The following is a 17,540-nucleotide window of genomic DNA, read 5'->3' on the forward strand; positions in this document are numbered from 1 at the left end:
CGCACCCCACGATGTTAGGGGCGCGTTGGTCGCGGGCCGGTAACGATTCAGACGAGAGGTGCTTGCGGAGTCACCGTGGTCGGCGTCGCCGGCGTGGGCGCGGGACCGGTGTCGCCGTGGATCGAGGGCGGCGAGCCGGGCGGGGTCTGCCCGTTGACCGGCGACGGCGTTCCACCGGGAACGGGGCCCAACGGCGGACCGAACGCGGGGCTGGACGGGCTCGAGCCGGCCAGCTTCTGGGCGACGAACGCCGCGGCCTGGGTGGTGTACACGGGGACGTAGCCCTCTGTGTGCCCGCTCCACTCGTTACCGGGACCGGCGTGGCAGATCGGGTCGTTGGGGTTGCAGTAGTCGGCGGCCTTCGACCCCAGCAGCGCGCTCTGAGTCGGCAGCGTGCCGCCGGCGCGGTCGGCCACGTCACCGAACGTGACGACGGCCGCGATGTTGTTGGCGTACTGCTCGGGCAGCTTGTTGCCCCAGCTGATGCCGCCGATCGGGACGCCGGCCACGATGTCCATCACCGACGCGCCTTGGGAGTAGCCGCCCAGCACGATCTTGGTGTTGGGGCAGGTCTCCACGCTCTTCTTGACGCGGTCGATGGTGTCGTTGGCGCCGTCACCGCCGTGCAGCTGCAGCTTGCTGGCCGCGTAGTTCACCCCGTACGGCAGGATGTTCAGCCCGGTCTGCTGGCGCAGCGAGTCCACCAGGGCGTCGCCGACCCGGCCCAGGCCCGGGGGCTCGTTGGTGCCGCGGGCGAAGATGACCTCGACGTCCGGGCAGTCGAAAGCGGAGGCTGTCGGCGCCGCGGCGGGGGACAGCAGCAGGCCAGACGCGGTGACCAGCGCGGAGGCCCCCAGACCCACGCAGCGACCTATCCGGTGAGAAAACACGCCGTAACTTTACCTACCCTAAGCACGGTTCGAAAGTTCGCTGGCCTGTGGATCAATTAAGCGGCCCGACCTATGCCCGCTTTAGCGTGTGTGCAACAACTGCGCAGGGTAGGGGGACCAGTGCCGCGTCAGCCGACCACCGGGCTGCAGGTCAGCGGCTACCTATTCCTGCTGCGTCGCCTCGAATGCGCGTTGCTGGGCGGGGATGTCCACACCCTCAGCGATCGCACGCGGGCGCGAACGCCGGCGCTGACGATCGGGTGCATCCTGGCCGCGATCGCCGTCGCGGCGGCCGCGGCCCTTGCTTTGCTGCGGCCCCGGGTGGCGCTGGACGGCGCGCAACTGGTGATGGGACAAGAGTCCGGGGCTCTCTACGTGCGGGTGGGCGACACCTGGCATCCGGTGCTGAACCTAGCGTCGGCGCGGTTGATCGCGGCGACGGCGGCCAAACCCCAGCCTGTGCCGGAAGCGGACCTGGCCCGCGCCAAACGCGGACCGCCGCTGGGTATCCCGGGCGCGCCGCAGCTGATCGGGGAGCCGTTGAAGGCGGACGAGTCGGCCTGGGCGATCTGCGATACGGACCACGCCGGCACCACGACCGTCCTCGTGGGCCGCACGGACGACGCGGCGGCCCGCCGCTTGAGCGCCGGCGAGGCCGTCCTGGTCGCGTCCGGCCCGGGTTCGCCCGCCTACCTGCTCTATAACGGGCAGCGGGCCGTGCTGGACCTCGCCGACTCCGCGGTGACGCGCGCTTTCCGGCTTGAGCGCCGCGCGCCGCGACCCGTTTCGCCGGCGTTGCTGGGCGCCATCCCCGAGGCGCCACCGATCAGCGCGCCCCGGATCCGGGGCGCGGGCGAGAAGGCGGCGGGATTGCCGGGGTTCACGATCGGCACCGTGGTGCGCATCACGCGGGCCGGCGGTGACGAGTATTACGCAGTGCTCGCCGCCGGGATTCAGCGCATCGGACAACTGGCTGCCGATCTCCTGCGCTTCAGCAACCCGCAGCGCACCAGCAACGCCGTGACGGTCGCACCCGACGCGATCCGCGCCGCTCCGATCGTCGACGCGCTGCCGGTGGGTAGCTTCCCCGACCGGGCGCCGACACTGCCGGACGGCAACGGCACGTTGTGCGTCTCATGGCAGGCGGCGCCATCCGGCCAGGCCGGTGCCGCGCTTCTCACCGGCAACCGACTGCCGTTGCCGCCCGGTCAGGCGCCGGTGACCTTGTCACGGGCCGACGGGCCCGGCCCCGCGCTGGACGCCGTGTACGTGCCGCCAGGCCGGAGCGCCTACGTGCGAGTCGGCACGCGGTACCTGGTCACCGACACCGGAGCGCGGTTCCCGATCCACGACGACGACGCCGCGCGGGACCTTGGGCTGCCGGCGGCGATCCCGGCGCCGTGGCCGATCCTGCAGACCCTTCCCGCCGGCCCCGAGCTCAGCAGACAACAGGCGTCAACCGCCCGCGACTTCGTCCCGGCCCCTTAGTCGGCCCCTCGCCACACCGACGGCCAGCGCGATGCCCAATCCCGCGAGGCAGGCGACGACGCCGCGCAGTGCGGTGTGCCGGGCGCGCGCGTTCGGCGGCGCGGCCGCCGGGGGCGCGGCCATAGGCGCCGGGTCCGGCGTCGGCGTGGACTCCGGCGCAACGACATCGGTGCTCACCGCCGCCAGGGCGTCGATCGTGCCGTGACCGACGAGCGGATCCCACCCGGCCGGCGGGTGATGCGCCGTCGACTCGATGCGCTGCATCACCTGCCGGGCGGTCAGCACCGGAAACCGGGCCCGGATCAGGGCGGCCAGCCCACTGACGACCGGCGCGGAATAACTGGTGCCGGACACCGGCGCCGAGCCCAGCGGCGTGACCGCCTCGCCGGGGGCGGCGACGTCGACCCAGGGCCCGGCGAGGGTGAATGCCGACGGCGCCCCCTCGTCGTTCACCGAACCGACGGTGAGCACGTAGTCGTCGTACCACGCCGGACTGACCGCGACCGTGACGGTTTCCCAAGTGGCGTCCAAGCGCTGCGGAGGGCACTGCGCGGCGCTGCCCGTGTTGCCGGCCGCGGCGACGACGACCACGTTCTTGATGTCCACTGCGTAGGCCAGCGCGGCGCCGAGCGCGCGGTCATCGAGCGTCGCGGCAGCCGGAACGCAGGCGACCGAGGAGATGTTGATCACCGAGGCACCCAGATCCGCGGCGGTGCGGACGGCCTTGGCCATGGTCTCGACGTCGCCGACGCCGGTGCGGGACCGATCGCTGGCGGGGGAGAACTTCGCGCTGGACTGGCGAATGCTGATCAGGGTGGCTTCGGGCGCAACGCCGCTGAATCCGGACACGCTCGAATCCCGTTCCGCTGCAACGATTCCGGCGACCAGGGTGCCGTGCGCGTCGCAATCCTGGGTGCCGTCGCCGTTGGAGACGTAGTCACCGCCCGGCACCACGTTCGGCAGCGCTCGCTGCGGCGAAACGCCGGTGTCGATGACCGCGACCCGTTGCCCGGCGCCGCGGGTCAGCGGCCAGACCCGCGACAGGTCGAGGATGTCGGGCGGCCGGTTGGGTGCCGGTCCCGTCGTCACGGCCGCGCACACCTCGCGTTGCACCGTCGGAAACGCGGCCGCGGGTCGCGCCGGCTTCGGTAACCATTTGTCGTCGATCTGCGGCGGCGAAACCGCCTGCGCGGTCGGTGCTGCAAGCGGCGACACCAGCGCCCAGACCAACGGGAGGCACGCGATGGGAGACGCCCTCACCGGAAATGCAATCCCCGGACGGCCCCGTACAGTCCGCAGATCCAGCAGGTCAGCGGGGCGGTGGCAACCAGCGCGAGCCACTCCAGGGCGTCGGCGGCTCGGCGCAACACGCGTGGAGTCGAGATAGCGGGCGCGACGAAGCCGAAATAGACGGCCCCGGCTGCCAGCGTTGCCGTCGCCGCGGCCACCCCAGGCCCGCGCCCCGGCGCACTCGAGACGGCTACACCGAACGTCGTTCCTACGACGGCGATTCCGGCGATCACCAGCGTCAGCATTCTGGCGTTATCACTAGTACGCGCACGCAGCAGTAGCAACGCGCCGGTGATGCTGCCAAACGCGATGCAAGACAAGCGCGGTGCGCCGGCCAGGACTGTGACGACGGCGCCGACGGCCGCCGACGACGCGAACGCGGCAAGCAGGCTCGACGCCCAGGCGTCGGCGCGGAGTGCGCGCGCCACCAGGTGCGTCCCGATTGTTTCGGTCTCGTCGGATCCAGCCATCGGCCGCACCCGGGGCGATAGCCCCGCCAGCACGATCGACAGCCGCGCCGCTACTCCAAGCAGGCCAAGCGATGTCAGCGCCGATGCCGCGCCGACCGCGTACGGCGGTGCGCCGGTGATCGCCCCCACCAAAGCGGCGATCGCGACGATCGTCGCGGCGCACGACACGGCGGTCAGCACGACGACGGCGCAACGCGAGGCCCGGATCGCCAGCACGCAGGTGGCCGCCGCCGCCGTCGCGGCCAGCAACACGTTGCATACCCCCGGCCCGCCGGGCACCGCCAAAAAGCCGCCAACCGCCGCGAATGTCGTTGCCATCGCGTTGAGCGCCAGCCCGGCGACCGCATCGCGGCGGAACCGGTGCGTCAAGGCGGCCGACACGAGGGCGATCGCGGCCAAGATCACCAACACGCCCACCGTCGCATGGCGATCACGGTCGGCGCCGCCGCTGAGCGTGTTTCGGGTCAGGGCGAACATGCCGACGACGGTCAGGGCGTTCGCCGCCACCGCGCCGGCGAGCCGTACCGCGAACCGGTGCCCGGTATTCGTCGAAGCGCCGGAACCCGCCAGCGCCTCGGACACGGCCTCCGCCGGATCGTGGTGCAGGAAGGGCGGCGGTGGTGGAGAACCCTGGCTCAGCAACAGAACCGCGCCGTCTCCGATGCCGTTCTGCGCCAGCGTTTTCGACGGGTCCAGAGCGGACGAGCCGGGGGGTGAAAGGTGGTAGCGCTTCGCGGTCAGACCGTCGTCGCCGTCCCGGGCCTCCAGGATGTCGACGATCGACGGCGTCAGGACGCCGACGGGGACCTCGGCCGGGAGGGCCAGGTCCGCGACGGCGGAGCCGGCATGGATTGACACCCGGCACAGCCCCAAATCGGTTGCAGGCAAACGTGACCCCTTCAGTCGTAATGCTGAGAACATAGCGACCATCCGGCAGCCGGGTGTGCCGCTGTCCACAGGTGACTTGTCGTCGAATGGGGTGCTGCCTACGGTCGTCGAACGGGAGGGACGAGATGGCCCAGGACTTCGTGCCCGAAGGGCGCCGGCGGCCGCCGGGGGGTCCGACCGCCGACCTCGTCGTCGATGCACCGCCTGAACCGCCGTCACCGGCGGCGCCTGGCCTGCTGTCCCGGTTGCTGCCCGCCGTGTTGGCGGTCGCCGGAATGGGCGTCATGGCTACGGCGTTCGCGTCGGGGTCGGGCGGCGCCCGCACACCCATGTTCGTGACCTTCCCCGTCATGCTGCTGGCCTCGACGCTGGTGACAGCACTTTCCGGACGCGGCCGCCGCCGGGGCGGCGGGGTCGACGCCGATCGTCTCGGCTACCTCGCATACCTCAGCCGGCTGCGCAATACCGTCCTCGAAACGGCTGCCGCACAGGGTTACTCACTGACGTGGGACCACCCCGACCCGGACACGTTGTGGACACTGATCGGGGGTCGGCGGATGTGGGAGCGGCGGGCGACCGACCCCGACTTCTGCCTTGTCCGCGTCGGTGCCGGGCCCCGGCCGCTCGCCACTAGGTTGGTCGCGCCCCAGCCCGCGGACGTCACCGACCCCGTCACCGCCACCGCATTGGATCGCTTCCTGCGTACGCATGCGACGATCGTCGGGCCGATCGCCGTCCCCCTGCGCGAAAGTCCGTGCGTCACCATCGACGGCGACCCGACCGGCGCCCGCGGAACGTTGCGCGCGATCATCTGCCAACTCGCCGTCTTGCACCCTCCGGATCAGTTGCTGATCGTCGGCGTGATCGGCGACCGAGACCGTTGGCAATGGGAATGGCTGAAATGGCTTCCGCACAACCAGCATCCGACGGCGGCCGACGGGGCGGGGCCGGCGCGGATGGTGTACCGCGACATGGACGAGGCGCGGGCCGCGCTGACCTGCGTGCGTCCGGCGCACACGGTGGTGGTCGCTGACTTGGACCGCGACGTCGAAGGGCTCGCGGGCGCGACCGTCCTTCAACTCGGCCGGGGCCGCGATGACGCGCCGGTGACGATCACCGGTGCCGGCGAAACCCAGAGCCCGGCGCGCCCCGACCGGTTGGGCCCCCTGGAGGCGCTGGTATGCGCCCGCCGGCTGGCGATACACCGGGTGGGCACGGGCCGCCGCGGCGGCGACGGGGCGGGGTGGCCGGTCCTGGCGGGAATCGACGATATGGACGGTTTCGACCCGATCACGGTGTGGCACGCCCGAGATCACCGCGATCGGCTCCGCACCCCGATCGGAAGCCGAGCCGGCGGCGCACGGGTGGAGCTGGACATCAAGGAGGCCGCGGACGCCGGCGTGGGCCCACACGGGCTGTGCGTCGGGGCCACCGGCTCCGGCAAGTCGGAGCTGTTGCGCACGATCGCACTGGGCATGATGGTGCGCAACTCTCCCGAAGTGCTCAATCTGCTGCTCATCGACTTCAAAGGCGGCGCAACATTTCTCGACTATGCGCGGGCCCCACACGTGGCCGCGGTCATCACGAACCTCGCCGACGAGGCGCCGTTGGTCGCCAGGATGCGCGACGCCCTGGCCGGTGAGATGAATCGCCGGCAACGGCTGCTGCGGGCGTCCGGCCATATCAGCGCAGCGGCGTACGAGCAAGCCCGCCGGGCGGGCGCCAGGTCGGCCGCCCTGCCCAGCCTGTTCATCATCGTCGACGAGTTCTCCGAGTTGCTCACTCAGCATCCGGATTTCACCGACATGTTCGTGGCGATCGGGCGGCTCGGCCGATCGTTGGGCATGCACCTGCTACTGGCGAGCCAACGGCTCGACGAGGGCCGACTGCGCGGGCTCGACGCCCACCTGTCCTATCGGATCTGCTTGAAGACCCTGTCGGCCGCCGAATCACGTGCCGTGCTGGGGACCTCGGACGCGTACGAATTGCCCAACAAACCCGGCTTGGGCTACCTGCGTACGAGCGGGGGAGAGCTCATCCGCTTCTGCGCCGCTTACGTTTCGGGCTCGGCGGCGTCCGGCGTGCCGACCACGGCATCCGTGGCGAATCCGTCCGTGCGCACGTTCGGAACCCGAAGCGTCGGCGCCATCACCCGAAGGGTCGACGCCGGTGCGTCGTCGCCGCGGACGACGCTGCACGCCGTCCTGGACCGGCTGTGCGGGCATGGCCCGGCCGCGCACCAGGTCTGGCTGCCACCGCTGGGCCCGGCGCCCGCTCTGCAAACCCTGCTCGATGCCGGTGCGCCCGAACGAGGCGTCCTGACGATTCCGCTCGGCGTCGTCGACCGGCCCTTCGAACAGCGGCGGACGCCGTTGCTGGCCGACTTGCGCGGCGCCGCAGGCAATGTCGCGGTCGTCGGGGCGCCACAGTCGGGCAAGTCGACGGCGATCCGCACGGTGATCACCGCGCTTGCGGCCACCCACTCCCCGCGGCAGGTGCAGATCTACTGCCTCGACTTCGGCGGCGGGGCGCTGACGTCGACACGGACAATTCCCCATGTCGGTGCGGTCGCCGGGAGGGCCGAACCGCGCCTCGTCGCCCGGATCGTCGCCGAATGCGAGTCGGTCATTCGTTCACGCGAGACCTTTTTCGGCGACCGTGGTGTCGGATCGATCACCGAGTACCGCCGGGTGCGCGCGCAGGGCGCGGCGCCGGACGCCGATCCGTTCGGGGATGTCTTCCTCGTCGTCGACGGCTGGGCGAGCCTGTGCCAGGAATTCGGTGCGCTGGAGCCTTCGGTGACCGCAGTTGCCTCCCAGGGGCTTTCCTTCGGCGTACACGTGGTGTTGTCCGCATCGCGGTGGGCCGAGATCAGGCCGGCGCTACGCGACCAGATCGGCACACGCATCGAGCTGAGGCTGGGTGATCCCGCCGATTCCGAGCTGGACCGGAAAGCGGCCCAACACGTTCCGCGTGGCAAACCGGGTCGCGGTCTTTCCGGCGACGGCTCGCACATGATGATCGCCCTGCCGACGGCCGAGATCGGCAGCGCTGAATCGGTCGCGCCGCCGATACCGTTGCTGCCCGCGCTGATCGAGCGTCACACGGTCGTGGAGGCGGCGGGTCCCGGCCTCGGCCAACGTATCCTGCTCGGCCTCGAGGAGCGCCGACTGCACCCCGTGCCGTGCGAGTTCGACCGGTGGGCCCATCTTCTCGTGCTCGGCGACAAGGGATGCGGCAAGACGTCGACCCTGCGAACGCTATGCCGCGAGATCGTCCGAACGAAGACGCCGGCGCAAGCGCGCCTCGTCATCGTCGACTTTCGGCGCTCCCTGCTCGGCGTGGTCGAGTCGGAGCACCTCGGCGGGTATGCCGTGTCGCCGGGCTCGCTGGCCGGCACGCTGCCGGATCTGCTCGACCTGCTGGAGCGGCGAATGCCCCCGGCCGACGCGAGCCAGGCGCAGCTGCGAGCGGGGTCCTGGTGGTGCGGGCCTGAGATCTACGTCGTCGTCGACGATTACGACCTGGTCGCCGCCCCGTCCGCCAACCCGCTGGCTCCGCTCACCGAATACCTGCCCTTTGCAACGGATCTGGGCTTGCACATGGCCATCGCGCGCCGAAGCGGCGGCGCCGAGCGCGCATTTTTCGAGCCCCTGCTGGCGGGCGTGCGTGACCTCGGCTGCATGACCCTGATGATGAACGGATTCGCCGCCGACGGTGCGCCCTTCGGCTCGGGTCGGCCCGCGCCGTTGCCGCCCGGCCGCGGCGTCCTGCTCACCCGCCCGGGCGACGAACAACTCGTCCAGGTGGCCTGGAGCGCTCCGTGAACACACACCGCGCCATCATCGAAGTGGGTCCCGGCGCGATCCGCCGATTATGTTGCCGGACAAGCGCCGTCGCCGACGAGCAGACCTCCGAGATCATCGCGGCCGCGCTGAGTGCGATCGACGATCGGGTCGCGTTGGTGGGCGGGCGACCGATAGCCGTTGCGTCGCTGTGGGCGGACGCGCTGCGCTCCGTCGCCTGTACGGGCGGCAAGGGCATGGTCGTGCTACACCCGTCCTGGTGGTCGTCCTCGCGCGTCGGGGTCGTGAGCCGCGCGGCCGCCAGCGTGTCCGACGACGTGCTGGCGCGGCCCCGGTCGTGGTTGCTGAAGCGGGCCGGCGGCCCCGATGCGGACGCGGCGACCGTGGTGGAGATCGCCGAGCGGATGGTGGTGGTGGGTGACGCCGCCGTCGCCATCCGGCGCGGGGCGCAACCGTGCGCCGTCGCCGACGAGGTGATCGCCGCGGTAGCGGGCCGCCCCGCGGGCGTCCTGCTGATCGACGAGCCGAGCACCATCGCCGGGTCGTCGACGCTGGCTGCGGCGATCGCCGCCGTGGCGGGCGGCAACGGGCGGACGGTGGTGCGAATCGGTGCCGCCCGGCTGGCCCGGCTCGCCCGGCTGGCGGTGTCCGATCTCGATCGGCCAGCCAAGCCGGGCGACGATCGTGGCCGACCCCGTGCGCGGACGCTCGCCGGCATCGGCGCGGCCGGCATCGTGCTGGCCGCCGCGGCCCCGGCCGGGATCAGCGCCGACCGGCCTCGTACGGTGACCGCGCCGACGGTCCAGGCCGTGCCGACCACGTTTCTGGTGGAAGGCCGGGTGGCGGTGGCGGTGCCGGCGGATTGGCCCACCCAACGGGTGGTCGCCGGGCCCGGGTCGGCGCGAATCCAGGTCACCTCCCCGTCCGACCCCGAAGTGGCGTTGCACGTCACGCAGTCACCGGTGGTGGGCGAGACGCTGAGTGGCACCGCCGAGCGGTTGCAGCAGGCGATCGACGCCGAGCCCGCGGGGGTGTTCGTCGACTTCAACCCCTCCGGCATCAGCGCAGGCAGGCCAGCGGTGACCTATCGCGAAGTGCGCGCCGCCCATCACGTGCGGTGGACGGTGCTGCTGGACGGCCCGGTGCGGATCAGCCTCGGATGCCAGAGCCGGCCCGGCGGCGAAGAGGCCGTACGCGGCGCCTGCGAGCAGGCCGTGCGGTCGGCCCACGCGGTCGGATGAACCCCGAAAATTCGGTGGAACCAAATGAGCGTTGTCCGGGTCGAACTTGGTATGAGTGCACCCAACACACTGAGCACCGACTTCGACTTGATGCGGTCGGTCGCGGGCAGCACGGACGCCCGCAATGAGGAGATCCGGGCCATGCTGCAGGCGTTCATCGGCCGCATGGGTGCGGTGCCCGCGTCGGTGTGGGGCGGGGCGGCGGCCGCGCGGTTCAGGGATGTGGTGGATCGCTGGAATGCCGAGTCGTTGCGGCTCTATCACGTCCTGCACGCGATCGGCGAGACCATTCGGCAGAACGCGGCCACCCTGCAGGAGGCCGCTCGTGACCACGCGGCCGACATCGCCGCCGCCGGCGGAAACCTGTGATAGGCGGATGATCAGTGGAATCAGCGTTGTCCTACAACTTCGGCGAGATCGAGTATTCGGTGCGGCAGGAAATCCACACCACATCGGCCCGCCTGAACGCCGCGCTGGATGAACTCCGGGCGCAGATCGCCCCGCTGCAGCAGCTCTGGACGCGCGAGGCCGCCGCCGCCTACCAGGTTGAGCAGCAGAAGTGGCACCAGGCGGCGAGCGCACTCAACGAGATTCTGGTCGATCTCGGCAACGCGGTGCGCGACGGCGCGGACGAGGTGGCGAACGCCGACCGGCGGGCGGCGAGCGCCTGGGGACGCTAGCCGCGCCCACAGTCGTCTGTGTGGTCCCGGCGGAGGAGAGCCGCTGGGACCACGCAGTCGTTTTGACCTGCGGGGACGCTCATCGGTAAGCTGCTCGGTTGGCGTGCGGTACGCCGGGGTCTCGGGTCAACGTCGGTCGCCGAGAAACACCTCACCGCAAACGCCTGACCGGCACCCGGCTCGACCCGGGATCCACCTCGAGAAAGAAAAGGTAAGCGCTGTGCCCACCTACGCGCCAAAGGCGGGTGACACCACGCGGTCGTGGTACGTCATCGACGCCACGGACGTGGTGCTTGGCCGCCTTGCCGTCGCGGCAGCCACCCTGCTGCGCGGCAAGCACAAGCCGACGTTCGCCCCCAACGTCGACGGCGGTGACTTCGTCATCGTCATCAACGCCGACAAGGTCGCCCTCTCCGGCGACAAACTGCAGAGCAAGCTGGCTTACCGCCACTCGGGGTATCCCGGCGGCCTGCACTCGCGCACCACCGGCGAGCTGATGGAAAAGCACCCCGACCGCGTCGTCGAGAAGGCGATCGTCGGCATGCTGCCCAAGAACAAGCTCAGCCGTCAGATCCAGCGCAAACTCCACGTCTACGCCGGTCCGGAGCACCCGCACGCCGCTCAGAAGCCGGTTCCGTACGAGATCAAGCAGGTGGCCCAGTGACCGAAACGACCGAGGCCCTGGACGACACCACGGCCACCCCGGAAACCCCGGACGTCCCGGCCGAGGCGCCCGCCCCCGCGGCCGCCGAGTCCTTCGTCTTCGACCGGCCCATCCAGACCGTCGGCCGCCGCAAGGAGGCCGTGGTGCGGGTGCGCCTGGTGCCCGGCACCGGCAAGTTCGACCTGAACGGCCGCAGCCTGGAGGATTACTTCCCCAACAAGGTGCACCAGCAGCTGATCAAGGCCCCGCTGGTCACGGTCGACCGGGTGGAGAACTTCGACATCTTCGCCCTGCTGCACGGCGGCGGCCCGTCAGGCCAGGCCGGGGCGCTTCGGCTGGGCATCGCCCGGGCGCTGATCCTGGCGCAACCCGAGGACCGGCCCGCCCTGAAGAAGGCCGGCTTCCTCACCCGTGACCCGCGCGCCACCGAGCGCAAGAAGTACGGGCTGAAGAAGGCCCGCAAGGCGCCTCAGTACAGCAAGCGCTGATCGACCATCACTTTCTGGCCGCAACGGGGCCTCAAACCGGGGCGTTCCGCGCTTGTATCGGCGTGTCTGCGCCCAAACGCGCCCCGTTTCGGTCAGAAAAGAACGGGCACGTTAGGTGAACGACCGCCAACTGTGAGAGGTTTTTCCGCATGGGTCGACTATTCGGCACCGACGGTGTCCGCGGGGTCGCCAATCGCGAGTTGACCGCGGAGCTGGCGCTGGAGCTGGGCGCCGCGGCCGCGCGGCACCTGGCCAGCGCGGGCGGACCCGGGCGGCGCGTCGCCGTGATCGGGCGCGACCCCCGGGCCAGCGGCGAGATGCTGGAAGCCGCGGTGATCGCCGGGCTGACCAGCCAGGGCGTCGACGCGCTGCGGGTCGGGGTCCTGCCCACGCCCGCGGTGGCCTACCTGACCGGCGCGTACGACGCCGACTTCGGCGTGATGATCTCGGCGTCGCACAACCCGATGCCCGACAACGGCATCAAGATCTTCGGCCCCGGCGGCCGCAAGCTCGACGACGAAACCGAAGATCGGATCGAGGCGCTGGTCACCGCGGAAATCGGGATGCGCCCCGTCGGCGCCGGGATCGGCCGCGTCATCGACGCCGAGGACGCCGACGACCGCTACCTGCGCCACCTGAGCAAGGCCAGCACGCTGCGGCTCGACGGCCTGACCGTGGTGGTCGACTGCGCGCACGGCGCGGCCTCGTCGGTGGCGCCGCGCGCCTACCGCGCGGCCGGGGCCCGGGTCATCGCGATCAACGCCGACCCCAACGGCCTGAACATCAACGACAACTGCGGCTCCACCCACCTGGAATCGCTGCGCGCCGCGGTCATCGACCACCGCGCGGACCTGGGGCTGGCCCACGACGGGGACGCCGACCGCTGCCTGGCCATCGACGCCAACGGCGAGCTCGTCGACGGCGACGCGATCATGGTCGTGCTCGCGCTCGCCATGCGCGAGGCCGGCGAGCTGGCCTCCGACACGCTGGTGGCCACCGTGATGAGCAACCTCGGCCTGCACCTGGCCATGCGCGCCGCCGGGATCACCGTGCGCACCACCGGGGTCGGCGACCGCTACGTCCTCGAGGAGCTGCGGGCCGGCGACTACAGCCTCGGCGGCGAGCAGTCCGGGCACATCGTGATGCCCGCCCTGGGCTCCACCGGGGACGGCATCGTCACCGGGCTGCGGCTGATGACGCGCATGGTGCAGACCGGCTCGTCGCTGACCGAGCTCGCCGCGCCGATGCAGACGCTGCCGCAGGTGCTGATCAACGTCCGGGTGGCCGACAAGGACACCGCCGCCGCCGCGCCCGCCGTGCGCACCGCCGTCGGCGACGCCGAGGCCGAACTCGGCGACACCGGCCGGATCCTGTTGCGCCCCTCCGGAACCGAGCCCGTCATCCGCGTCATGGTGGAAGCGCCCGAGGCCGACGTCGCCCAGCGCGTGGCGAACCGGGTCGCCGAGGCGGTCAGCTCCGCGCACTGAATCTCCCCGGAACCGGGGCGCGTGCCCGGGCGTCAGATTAGGCATGAGATTCGACAGGGGAACACGACCCGTCACCGTGGCCCGCACCGAGGTCGACGTCGCGGCGACGCACCGCGTGGCAGACCAGTTCCGCGCCGCCGCCGACCTTCTCGACCGCGCCCTCAGCGATCAGCTGGGCAGGCTGGCTTTCGGCGGGGCCGCCGCCGGCCGGGCGCACGCCGCGCGCGGCGACGCGCTGCGCGTCGAGTTGGAGCGGCTGACCGCCGAAGTGGCACAGTGGTCGCGCGCGTCCGGTGAGATCGCCAGCGCCCTGCGCGTCAGCGCCGACCGCTACGCCGACGCCGAGGCGTACGCCGCGGAACGGATCGCCTGAGCGTGGCCGAGCGGTTGGATGTCGCCGGGCGCCTCGCCGAGGGTCTGCCCGCTGTCGAGCACACCGAGCTGTACGTGCGGGCCTGCCATGCCCTTGGCTACCAACATCCCGACCTGACGGCGCATCCCGCGCAGATCCGCGACTGGTATGCCACCGAAGACGGCCTCGATCTGCGCGCCCTCGACCGCGACTGCGCGGAGCTGCGGGCGGCGGGCGACACGGTCGCCGAGGCGTTGCGGGTGCAGCGCGCCCAGATGGCCGAGTTGGCCGCGGCGTGGGTCGGGCCCGCCGGCGACGCCGCGGTGCGGTTTGTCGAACGCCACTGCGACGCCGCCGGGGCGGTCGCCACCGAACTGCGCGCGGCCGCCCAGCGGTGCGAGTCGCTGCGCGACAACCTGTGGTACCTGGTCGATTCGAAGGTCGCGACGGCCATCTCGGTCGACGACGGCACCCGGTCGCAGCGGCCGGCGTGGCTGGCCGCCGCCGCCACGGTCACGGCCGGGGCGGGGGACCGGCACGCCGCCGAGGAGATGGTGCGCGGGCAGGTGATGCCCTACGTGGACAACGAGATTCGCGACGACTGGCTGACGACGATGCGGTCGACGCGCGACGGTATCGACACCGCCTACGACATGGTCACCGAACGGATGGCCGCCGCGCCGATGGTGCGCTTCGAGACCCCCGGGGATCTGGGACCCGGCTACCAGCCGGTGCGGGCGGCGCCGCCCGCCGTCGCGCCCGTCGCGGTGGTGCCCGCGGCCGCGATCCCGAGCCCGCCGCCGGATCCGGCGCCGACGGCGGCCACGCTCTCGCCGGCTCCGGTTCCCGCCGCGCCGCAACCTGATTGGGGATCCGCGCTCGGCGACGCGGGCGTCATGCCGGCGGGCGATCTGGGCGGTGGGCTCGGCGGTGGTGGTGGTGCGGGTCTGCTGGGGTTGGCCGGCAGGATCGTCGACGCGGTCGGTGGGCTGATCGGCTCGGCCGGCGACGAGGCGGGCGCTGGCGATCCCTTCGACGAGGGCGACGCCCTCGACGAGGACCCCTTCAAGCCCGACGACGCGGACGACGAGCCCATCAGGACCGAGGACAGCGAAAACGCCGCGGACACCGGAGGATCCGAGCCCGACGCGGCGGCTCAGCCGCGGGCGGCGCCGCAGCCGGCGGATGGGCCGGCGCCACCCGTCGAAGCGCCGGCCAACCCACCGCCACCGGTTGCCCCTCCCGCGGCGGGCGGGCCCGTGCCGCCGGCGACCGATGGGAAGACGCCCTGCGAGGTCGCCGCGGACCAGCTGCCGCAGGCGGGGCAGTGATGGCTCAGGCCGGGCGGATTTGCAGCACGTCCTCGACGAAGCGCACGGATTCGGCGCGGTCGGTGGCCAGCGGGCTGAGCAGCAGCGTCGTCACACCGGCCTCGGCGAAGGCGGCCAGGCGCTCGGCGACGTAACCGCGCGGGCCGACCAGCGACATGCCGCGCACCAGCTCGTCCGGCACCGCGTCGATGGCCTCCTTTTTGCGACCGGACAGGTACAGCTCCTGGATGCGGTCGGCGACCTCGCCGAACCCGTAGCGCGTCGCCAGGGCGTGATAGAAATTGCGGCCCTTGGCGCCCATCCCGCCGAGGTAGAGGCCCAGCTGCGGCTTGACCCACGCCAGCCGCTCGTCCACGTCCTCGCCGATCGCCACCGACGCGTGCACCATGACGTCCAGCGGCCCCAGCGCGGGATCGCGCTTGGCGGCCCCGGCTGCCAGCGCGTCCCCCCACACCGACGCGGCCTTGTCCGGCAGGTAAAAGACCGGCTGCCAGCCTTCGGCGATCTCGGCGGTCAGCTCGACGTTCTTCGGGCCCAGCGCGGCGATCGTGATCGGAATGCGTTCGCGCACGGGATGATTGATGAGCTGCAGCGATTTGCCCAGCCCCGTCCCGCGGTCGGGCGGCAGCGGGATCTGGTAGTGCTTGCCGTTGTGCTGCAGGCGTTCCCGCCGCCACACCTTGCGGCAGATCTCCACAATCTCGCGGGTGCGGCCCAGCGGCGCGTCGAACTCGACGCCGTGAAAGCCCTCGATCACCTGCGGCCCCGACGTGCCGATCCCCAGCCGGAAGCGCCCGTCGGACACGAAATCCAGCCCCGCGGCCGTCATCGCCAGCAGCGAGGGGGTGCGGATGTAGATGGGGAACACCCCCGAGGCCAACTCGACGGTGTTCGTCTTGGCCGCCAGGTACCCGAGCTGGCTGACGGCGTCGAAGGCGTACGCCTCGGCCACCACGGCGATGTCGATGCCGGCCTTCTCGAGCTCCACCACGCGGTCCACGGCCTGGTGAAAGCCGCCCGAATAATCCAGGGCGATCCCGATTCGCATCAACGACAGATACCACGACGGCACCCCGGCGCCGCGGCCGCTCGGAGTTCAGCCGGCCGAGGTGCCCGTCCAGTACTCCGCGAACCGTCGACCGTCTGCCGACAGCCGCAGGATGTCGTTGCCGGTGAAGGACACCGGTCCGTCGGGCCCGCGGCCCGTGCCGACCCAGCGGCCCGCCACCAGGTCGCCCGCGGCGAAGGGTCCCAGTTCGATGGCAAAGGTCAAGTCGGCCATCGTGTTTCGGGTCTCGTCGACGGGCCGGCCCGCCCAGAGCTCGGTGATCCAGCGTTCGTATAGGGCGCGCACGGTCGACACAGTGAGCAATTACCCCGTTGCCGCGTCACTTCAACAGCGCGACGATCTTCTCCTCGAGCGCGACGGGGGCGGCCTCGGGATCCAGCGGTTCGGTCTTGGGCAGCGCCACGTCGGGATCGGCGAAATCGCGGTAGGTCTTGTCGCCGCCCAGCGTGTAGAGCAGGTAGCCGGTGAGCAGCGCGCGCACCGTCCGCTGCGTGCGCCGGTGCGGGCTGGCCAGGCCGAACACCTTCGTCAGCCGTCGGCCCTCCACCAGGCCGCCGGGCTGGGCCTTGCTGACGACCCGCAGCGTGGCCGCGTCCCACGCCCGGGACAGCGACAGCGCGTTCGACGTCAGCGACTTCGGATCGCCCGGCGCGGTCAGGATCAACCCCGGCAGCTTGAGCGTCGCCGCCGGTGCCTCGGCCGGGGGGCTGGTGACCGCGGGAAACAACGCCGCCGCGGCGGCCGGCTTGTTCGGCATCCCGGCCGCGGCGAACACCGCCGCCGAGCCGCCGAAACCGTGTCCGACCACGCCGAGCTTGGCCGGATTCACGCTGATCTTGCCCGGCCCGAGCCGCACCCCAGAGACGATGTCCAGCGCGGTGCCGAGGTCGAAGGCGAAGTTCAGGACGGAAGGGGCCAGGCCGCGCTCGGTGTCGGGAGCGCCGGCCACGATGCCCCAGGACGCCAGGTGTTCGAGCAGACCCGCATAGCGGCCGGCCTTGGTCAGCCAGTCGTGCCCGAACGCGACGCCGGGCAGACCCAGCCCCGCCTCCGGGGTGTAGACCACCCCGGGGAGCCCGGCGAACGCCAGGTCACCCCGCAAAACCCGATGCGGACCACGGCGGTTGAGCGCTGCGAACAGCTTGCGGGTGCGGGCCACGCGTCGACGTTAGCGCATCCCGGTCAGGCCATGACCTCGATGACGCCCACCCGCCACAGCGCCGCATACATGTGGCGCAGCGGGAAGCTCAGTAACTTCGCGGCCGTGTCGACCATCGGGTCGCCACTGGCGATCGGCTCGCGATGACGCCGCCGGGGCGCGGGCTTGGGGGCGTCGCTGAACACCAGCGTGAATCGGCCCTCCAGCCGGCGCAGCACGGCCAGCACCGCGGCGGCG

General features: G+C 71.6%; 17 protein-coding genes. 10 read left to right on the top strand and 7 right to left on the bottom strand.

All coding sequences use genetic code 11. The features are described 5' to 3' along the window. Window positions 1–47 precede the first annotated feature (47 nt). Window positions 48–890 carry a cutinase family protein gene (locus A9X05_RS28280; protein WP_067785607.1) on the bottom strand — a complete coding sequence of 281 codons (843 nt, stop codon included), beginning with the start codon at window positions 888–890 and terminating at the stop codon, window positions 48–50. 120 nt (window positions 891–1,010) lie between these two features. Between A9X05_RS28280 and eccB the strand changes: the two genes are divergently transcribed. After that, window positions 1,011–2,378, top strand: a complete 1,368-nt coding sequence (gene eccB / locus A9X05_RS28285; RefSeq protein ID WP_067785610.1) for a type VII secretion protein EccB — start codon at window positions 1,011–1,013, stop codon at window positions 2,376–2,378. On the opposite strand, the gene mycP is transcribed toward eccB, so the two are convergent. Together mycP and eccD are read right to left on the bottom strand one after the other, a co-directional pair. Beyond that, a complete protein-coding gene (gene mycP / locus A9X05_RS28290) occupies window positions 2,346–3,623 on the bottom strand; it encodes a type VII secretion-associated serine protease mycosin (RefSeq protein ID WP_156737061.1) in 1,278 nt (425 codons plus the stop codon). The genes eccB and mycP overlap by 33 nt on opposite strands. 11 nt (window positions 3,624–3,634) lie before the next feature. Beyond that, complete coding sequence (eccD, locus tag A9X05_RS28295; protein ID WP_067785649.1) at window positions 3,635–5,059, bottom strand: type VII secretion integral membrane protein EccD; 1,425 nt, start codon at window positions 5,057–5,059, stop codon at window positions 3,635–3,637. Between the two features lie 92 nt (window positions 5,060–5,151). Here eccD and eccCa point away from each other — a divergent pair, with 92 nt between their 5' ends. The 9 genes from eccCa (at window position 5,152) to A9X05_RS28340 (ending at window position 15,075) form a co-directional block, all read left to right on the top strand. Beyond that, the gene (gene eccCa, locus A9X05_RS28300) at window positions 5,152–8,853 is read left to right on the top strand and encodes a type VII secretion protein EccCa (RefSeq protein ID WP_067785616.1); all 3,702 of its coding nucleotides are present in this window, start codon (window positions 5,152–5,154) and stop codon (window positions 8,851–8,853) included. Continuing rightward, window positions 8,850–10,073: a type VII secretion-associated protein gene (locus A9X05_RS28305; RefSeq protein WP_067785619.1), complete on the top strand. Its 1,224-nt coding sequence runs from the start codon at window positions 8,850–8,852 to the stop codon at window positions 10,071–10,073. Before eccCa ends, A9X05_RS28305 begins: the two co-directional genes overlap by 4 nt. A gap of 51 nt (window positions 10,074–10,124) precedes the next feature. Continuing rightward, complete coding sequence (locus A9X05_RS28310; RefSeq protein ID WP_067785622.1) at window positions 10,125–10,442, top strand: WXG100 family type VII secretion target; 318 nt, start codon at window positions 10,125–10,127, stop codon at window positions 10,440–10,442. Window positions 10,443–10,456: 14 nt separating this feature from the next. Beyond that, window positions 10,457–10,753, top strand: coding sequence for a WXG100 family type VII secretion target (locus A9X05_RS28315; RefSeq protein WP_067754454.1), 297 nt, complete (start codon window positions 10,457–10,459; stop codon window positions 10,751–10,753). Between the two features lie 220 nt (window positions 10,754–10,973). Beyond that, window positions 10,974–11,417, top strand: a complete 444-nt coding sequence (gene rplM / locus A9X05_RS28320) for a 50S ribosomal protein L13 (protein WP_007172542.1) — start codon at window positions 10,974–10,976, stop codon at window positions 11,415–11,417. A 17-nt stretch (window positions 11,418–11,434) separates the two neighbouring features. Next, entirely contained in the window at window positions 11,435–11,905 is a 471-nt protein-coding gene (gene rpsI, locus A9X05_RS28325; protein WP_082954810.1) for a 30S ribosomal protein S9, read from the top strand. A gap of 149 nt (window positions 11,906–12,054) precedes the next feature. Then, window positions 12,055–13,392 (top strand): phosphoglucosamine mutase, encoded by a 1,338-nt coding sequence (glmM, locus tag A9X05_RS28330; protein ID WP_067785628.1) that lies wholly within the window; start codon window positions 12,055–12,057, stop codon window positions 13,390–13,392. 43 nt (window positions 13,393–13,435) lie between these two features. Next, complete coding sequence (locus A9X05_RS28335; protein WP_067785632.1) at window positions 13,436–13,765, top strand: type VII secretion target; 330 nt, start codon at window positions 13,436–13,438, stop codon at window positions 13,763–13,765. A gap of 2 nt (window positions 13,766–13,767) precedes the next feature. Further along, on the top strand, window positions 13,768–15,075 hold the full coding sequence (locus A9X05_RS28340) for a hypothetical protein (RefSeq protein WP_067785635.1): 1,308 nt from the start codon (window positions 13,768–13,770) through the stop codon (window positions 15,073–15,075). A gap of 4 nt (window positions 15,076–15,079) precedes the next feature. Here A9X05_RS28340 and A9X05_RS28345 read toward each other — a convergent pair whose 3' ends face one another. The 4 genes from A9X05_RS28345 to A9X05_RS31845 are packed head-to-tail and all read right to left on the bottom strand — an operon-like array spanning window position 15,080 to window position 17,488. Then, window positions 15,080–16,123, bottom strand: coding sequence for an LLM class F420-dependent oxidoreductase (locus tag A9X05_RS28345; RefSeq protein WP_067754611.1), 1,044 nt, complete (start codon window positions 16,121–16,123; stop codon window positions 15,080–15,082). A gap of 48 nt (window positions 16,124–16,171) precedes the next feature. Then, a complete protein-coding gene (locus A9X05_RS28350) occupies window positions 16,172–16,438 on the bottom strand; it encodes a polyketide cyclase (RefSeq protein ID WP_067785637.1) in 267 nt (88 codons plus the stop codon). Between the two features lie 25 nt (window positions 16,439–16,463). Next, a complete protein-coding gene (locus tag A9X05_RS28355) occupies window positions 16,464–17,303 on the bottom strand; it encodes a dienelactone hydrolase family protein (protein WP_067785640.1) in 840 nt (279 codons plus the stop codon). A gap of 23 nt (window positions 17,304–17,326) precedes the next feature. Next, on the bottom strand, window positions 17,327–17,488 hold the full coding sequence (locus A9X05_RS31845; protein WP_231978485.1) for an Rv1535 family protein: 162 nt from the start codon (window positions 17,486–17,488) through the stop codon (window positions 17,327–17,329). Between the last annotated feature and the right edge of the window lie 52 nt (window positions 17,489–17,540).

Origin of the sequence: Mycobacterium sp. E3298, assembly GCF_001666895.1 — a bacterium.
Classification (GTDB): domain Bacteria; phylum Actinomycetota; class Actinomycetes; order Mycobacteriales; family Mycobacteriaceae; genus Mycobacterium.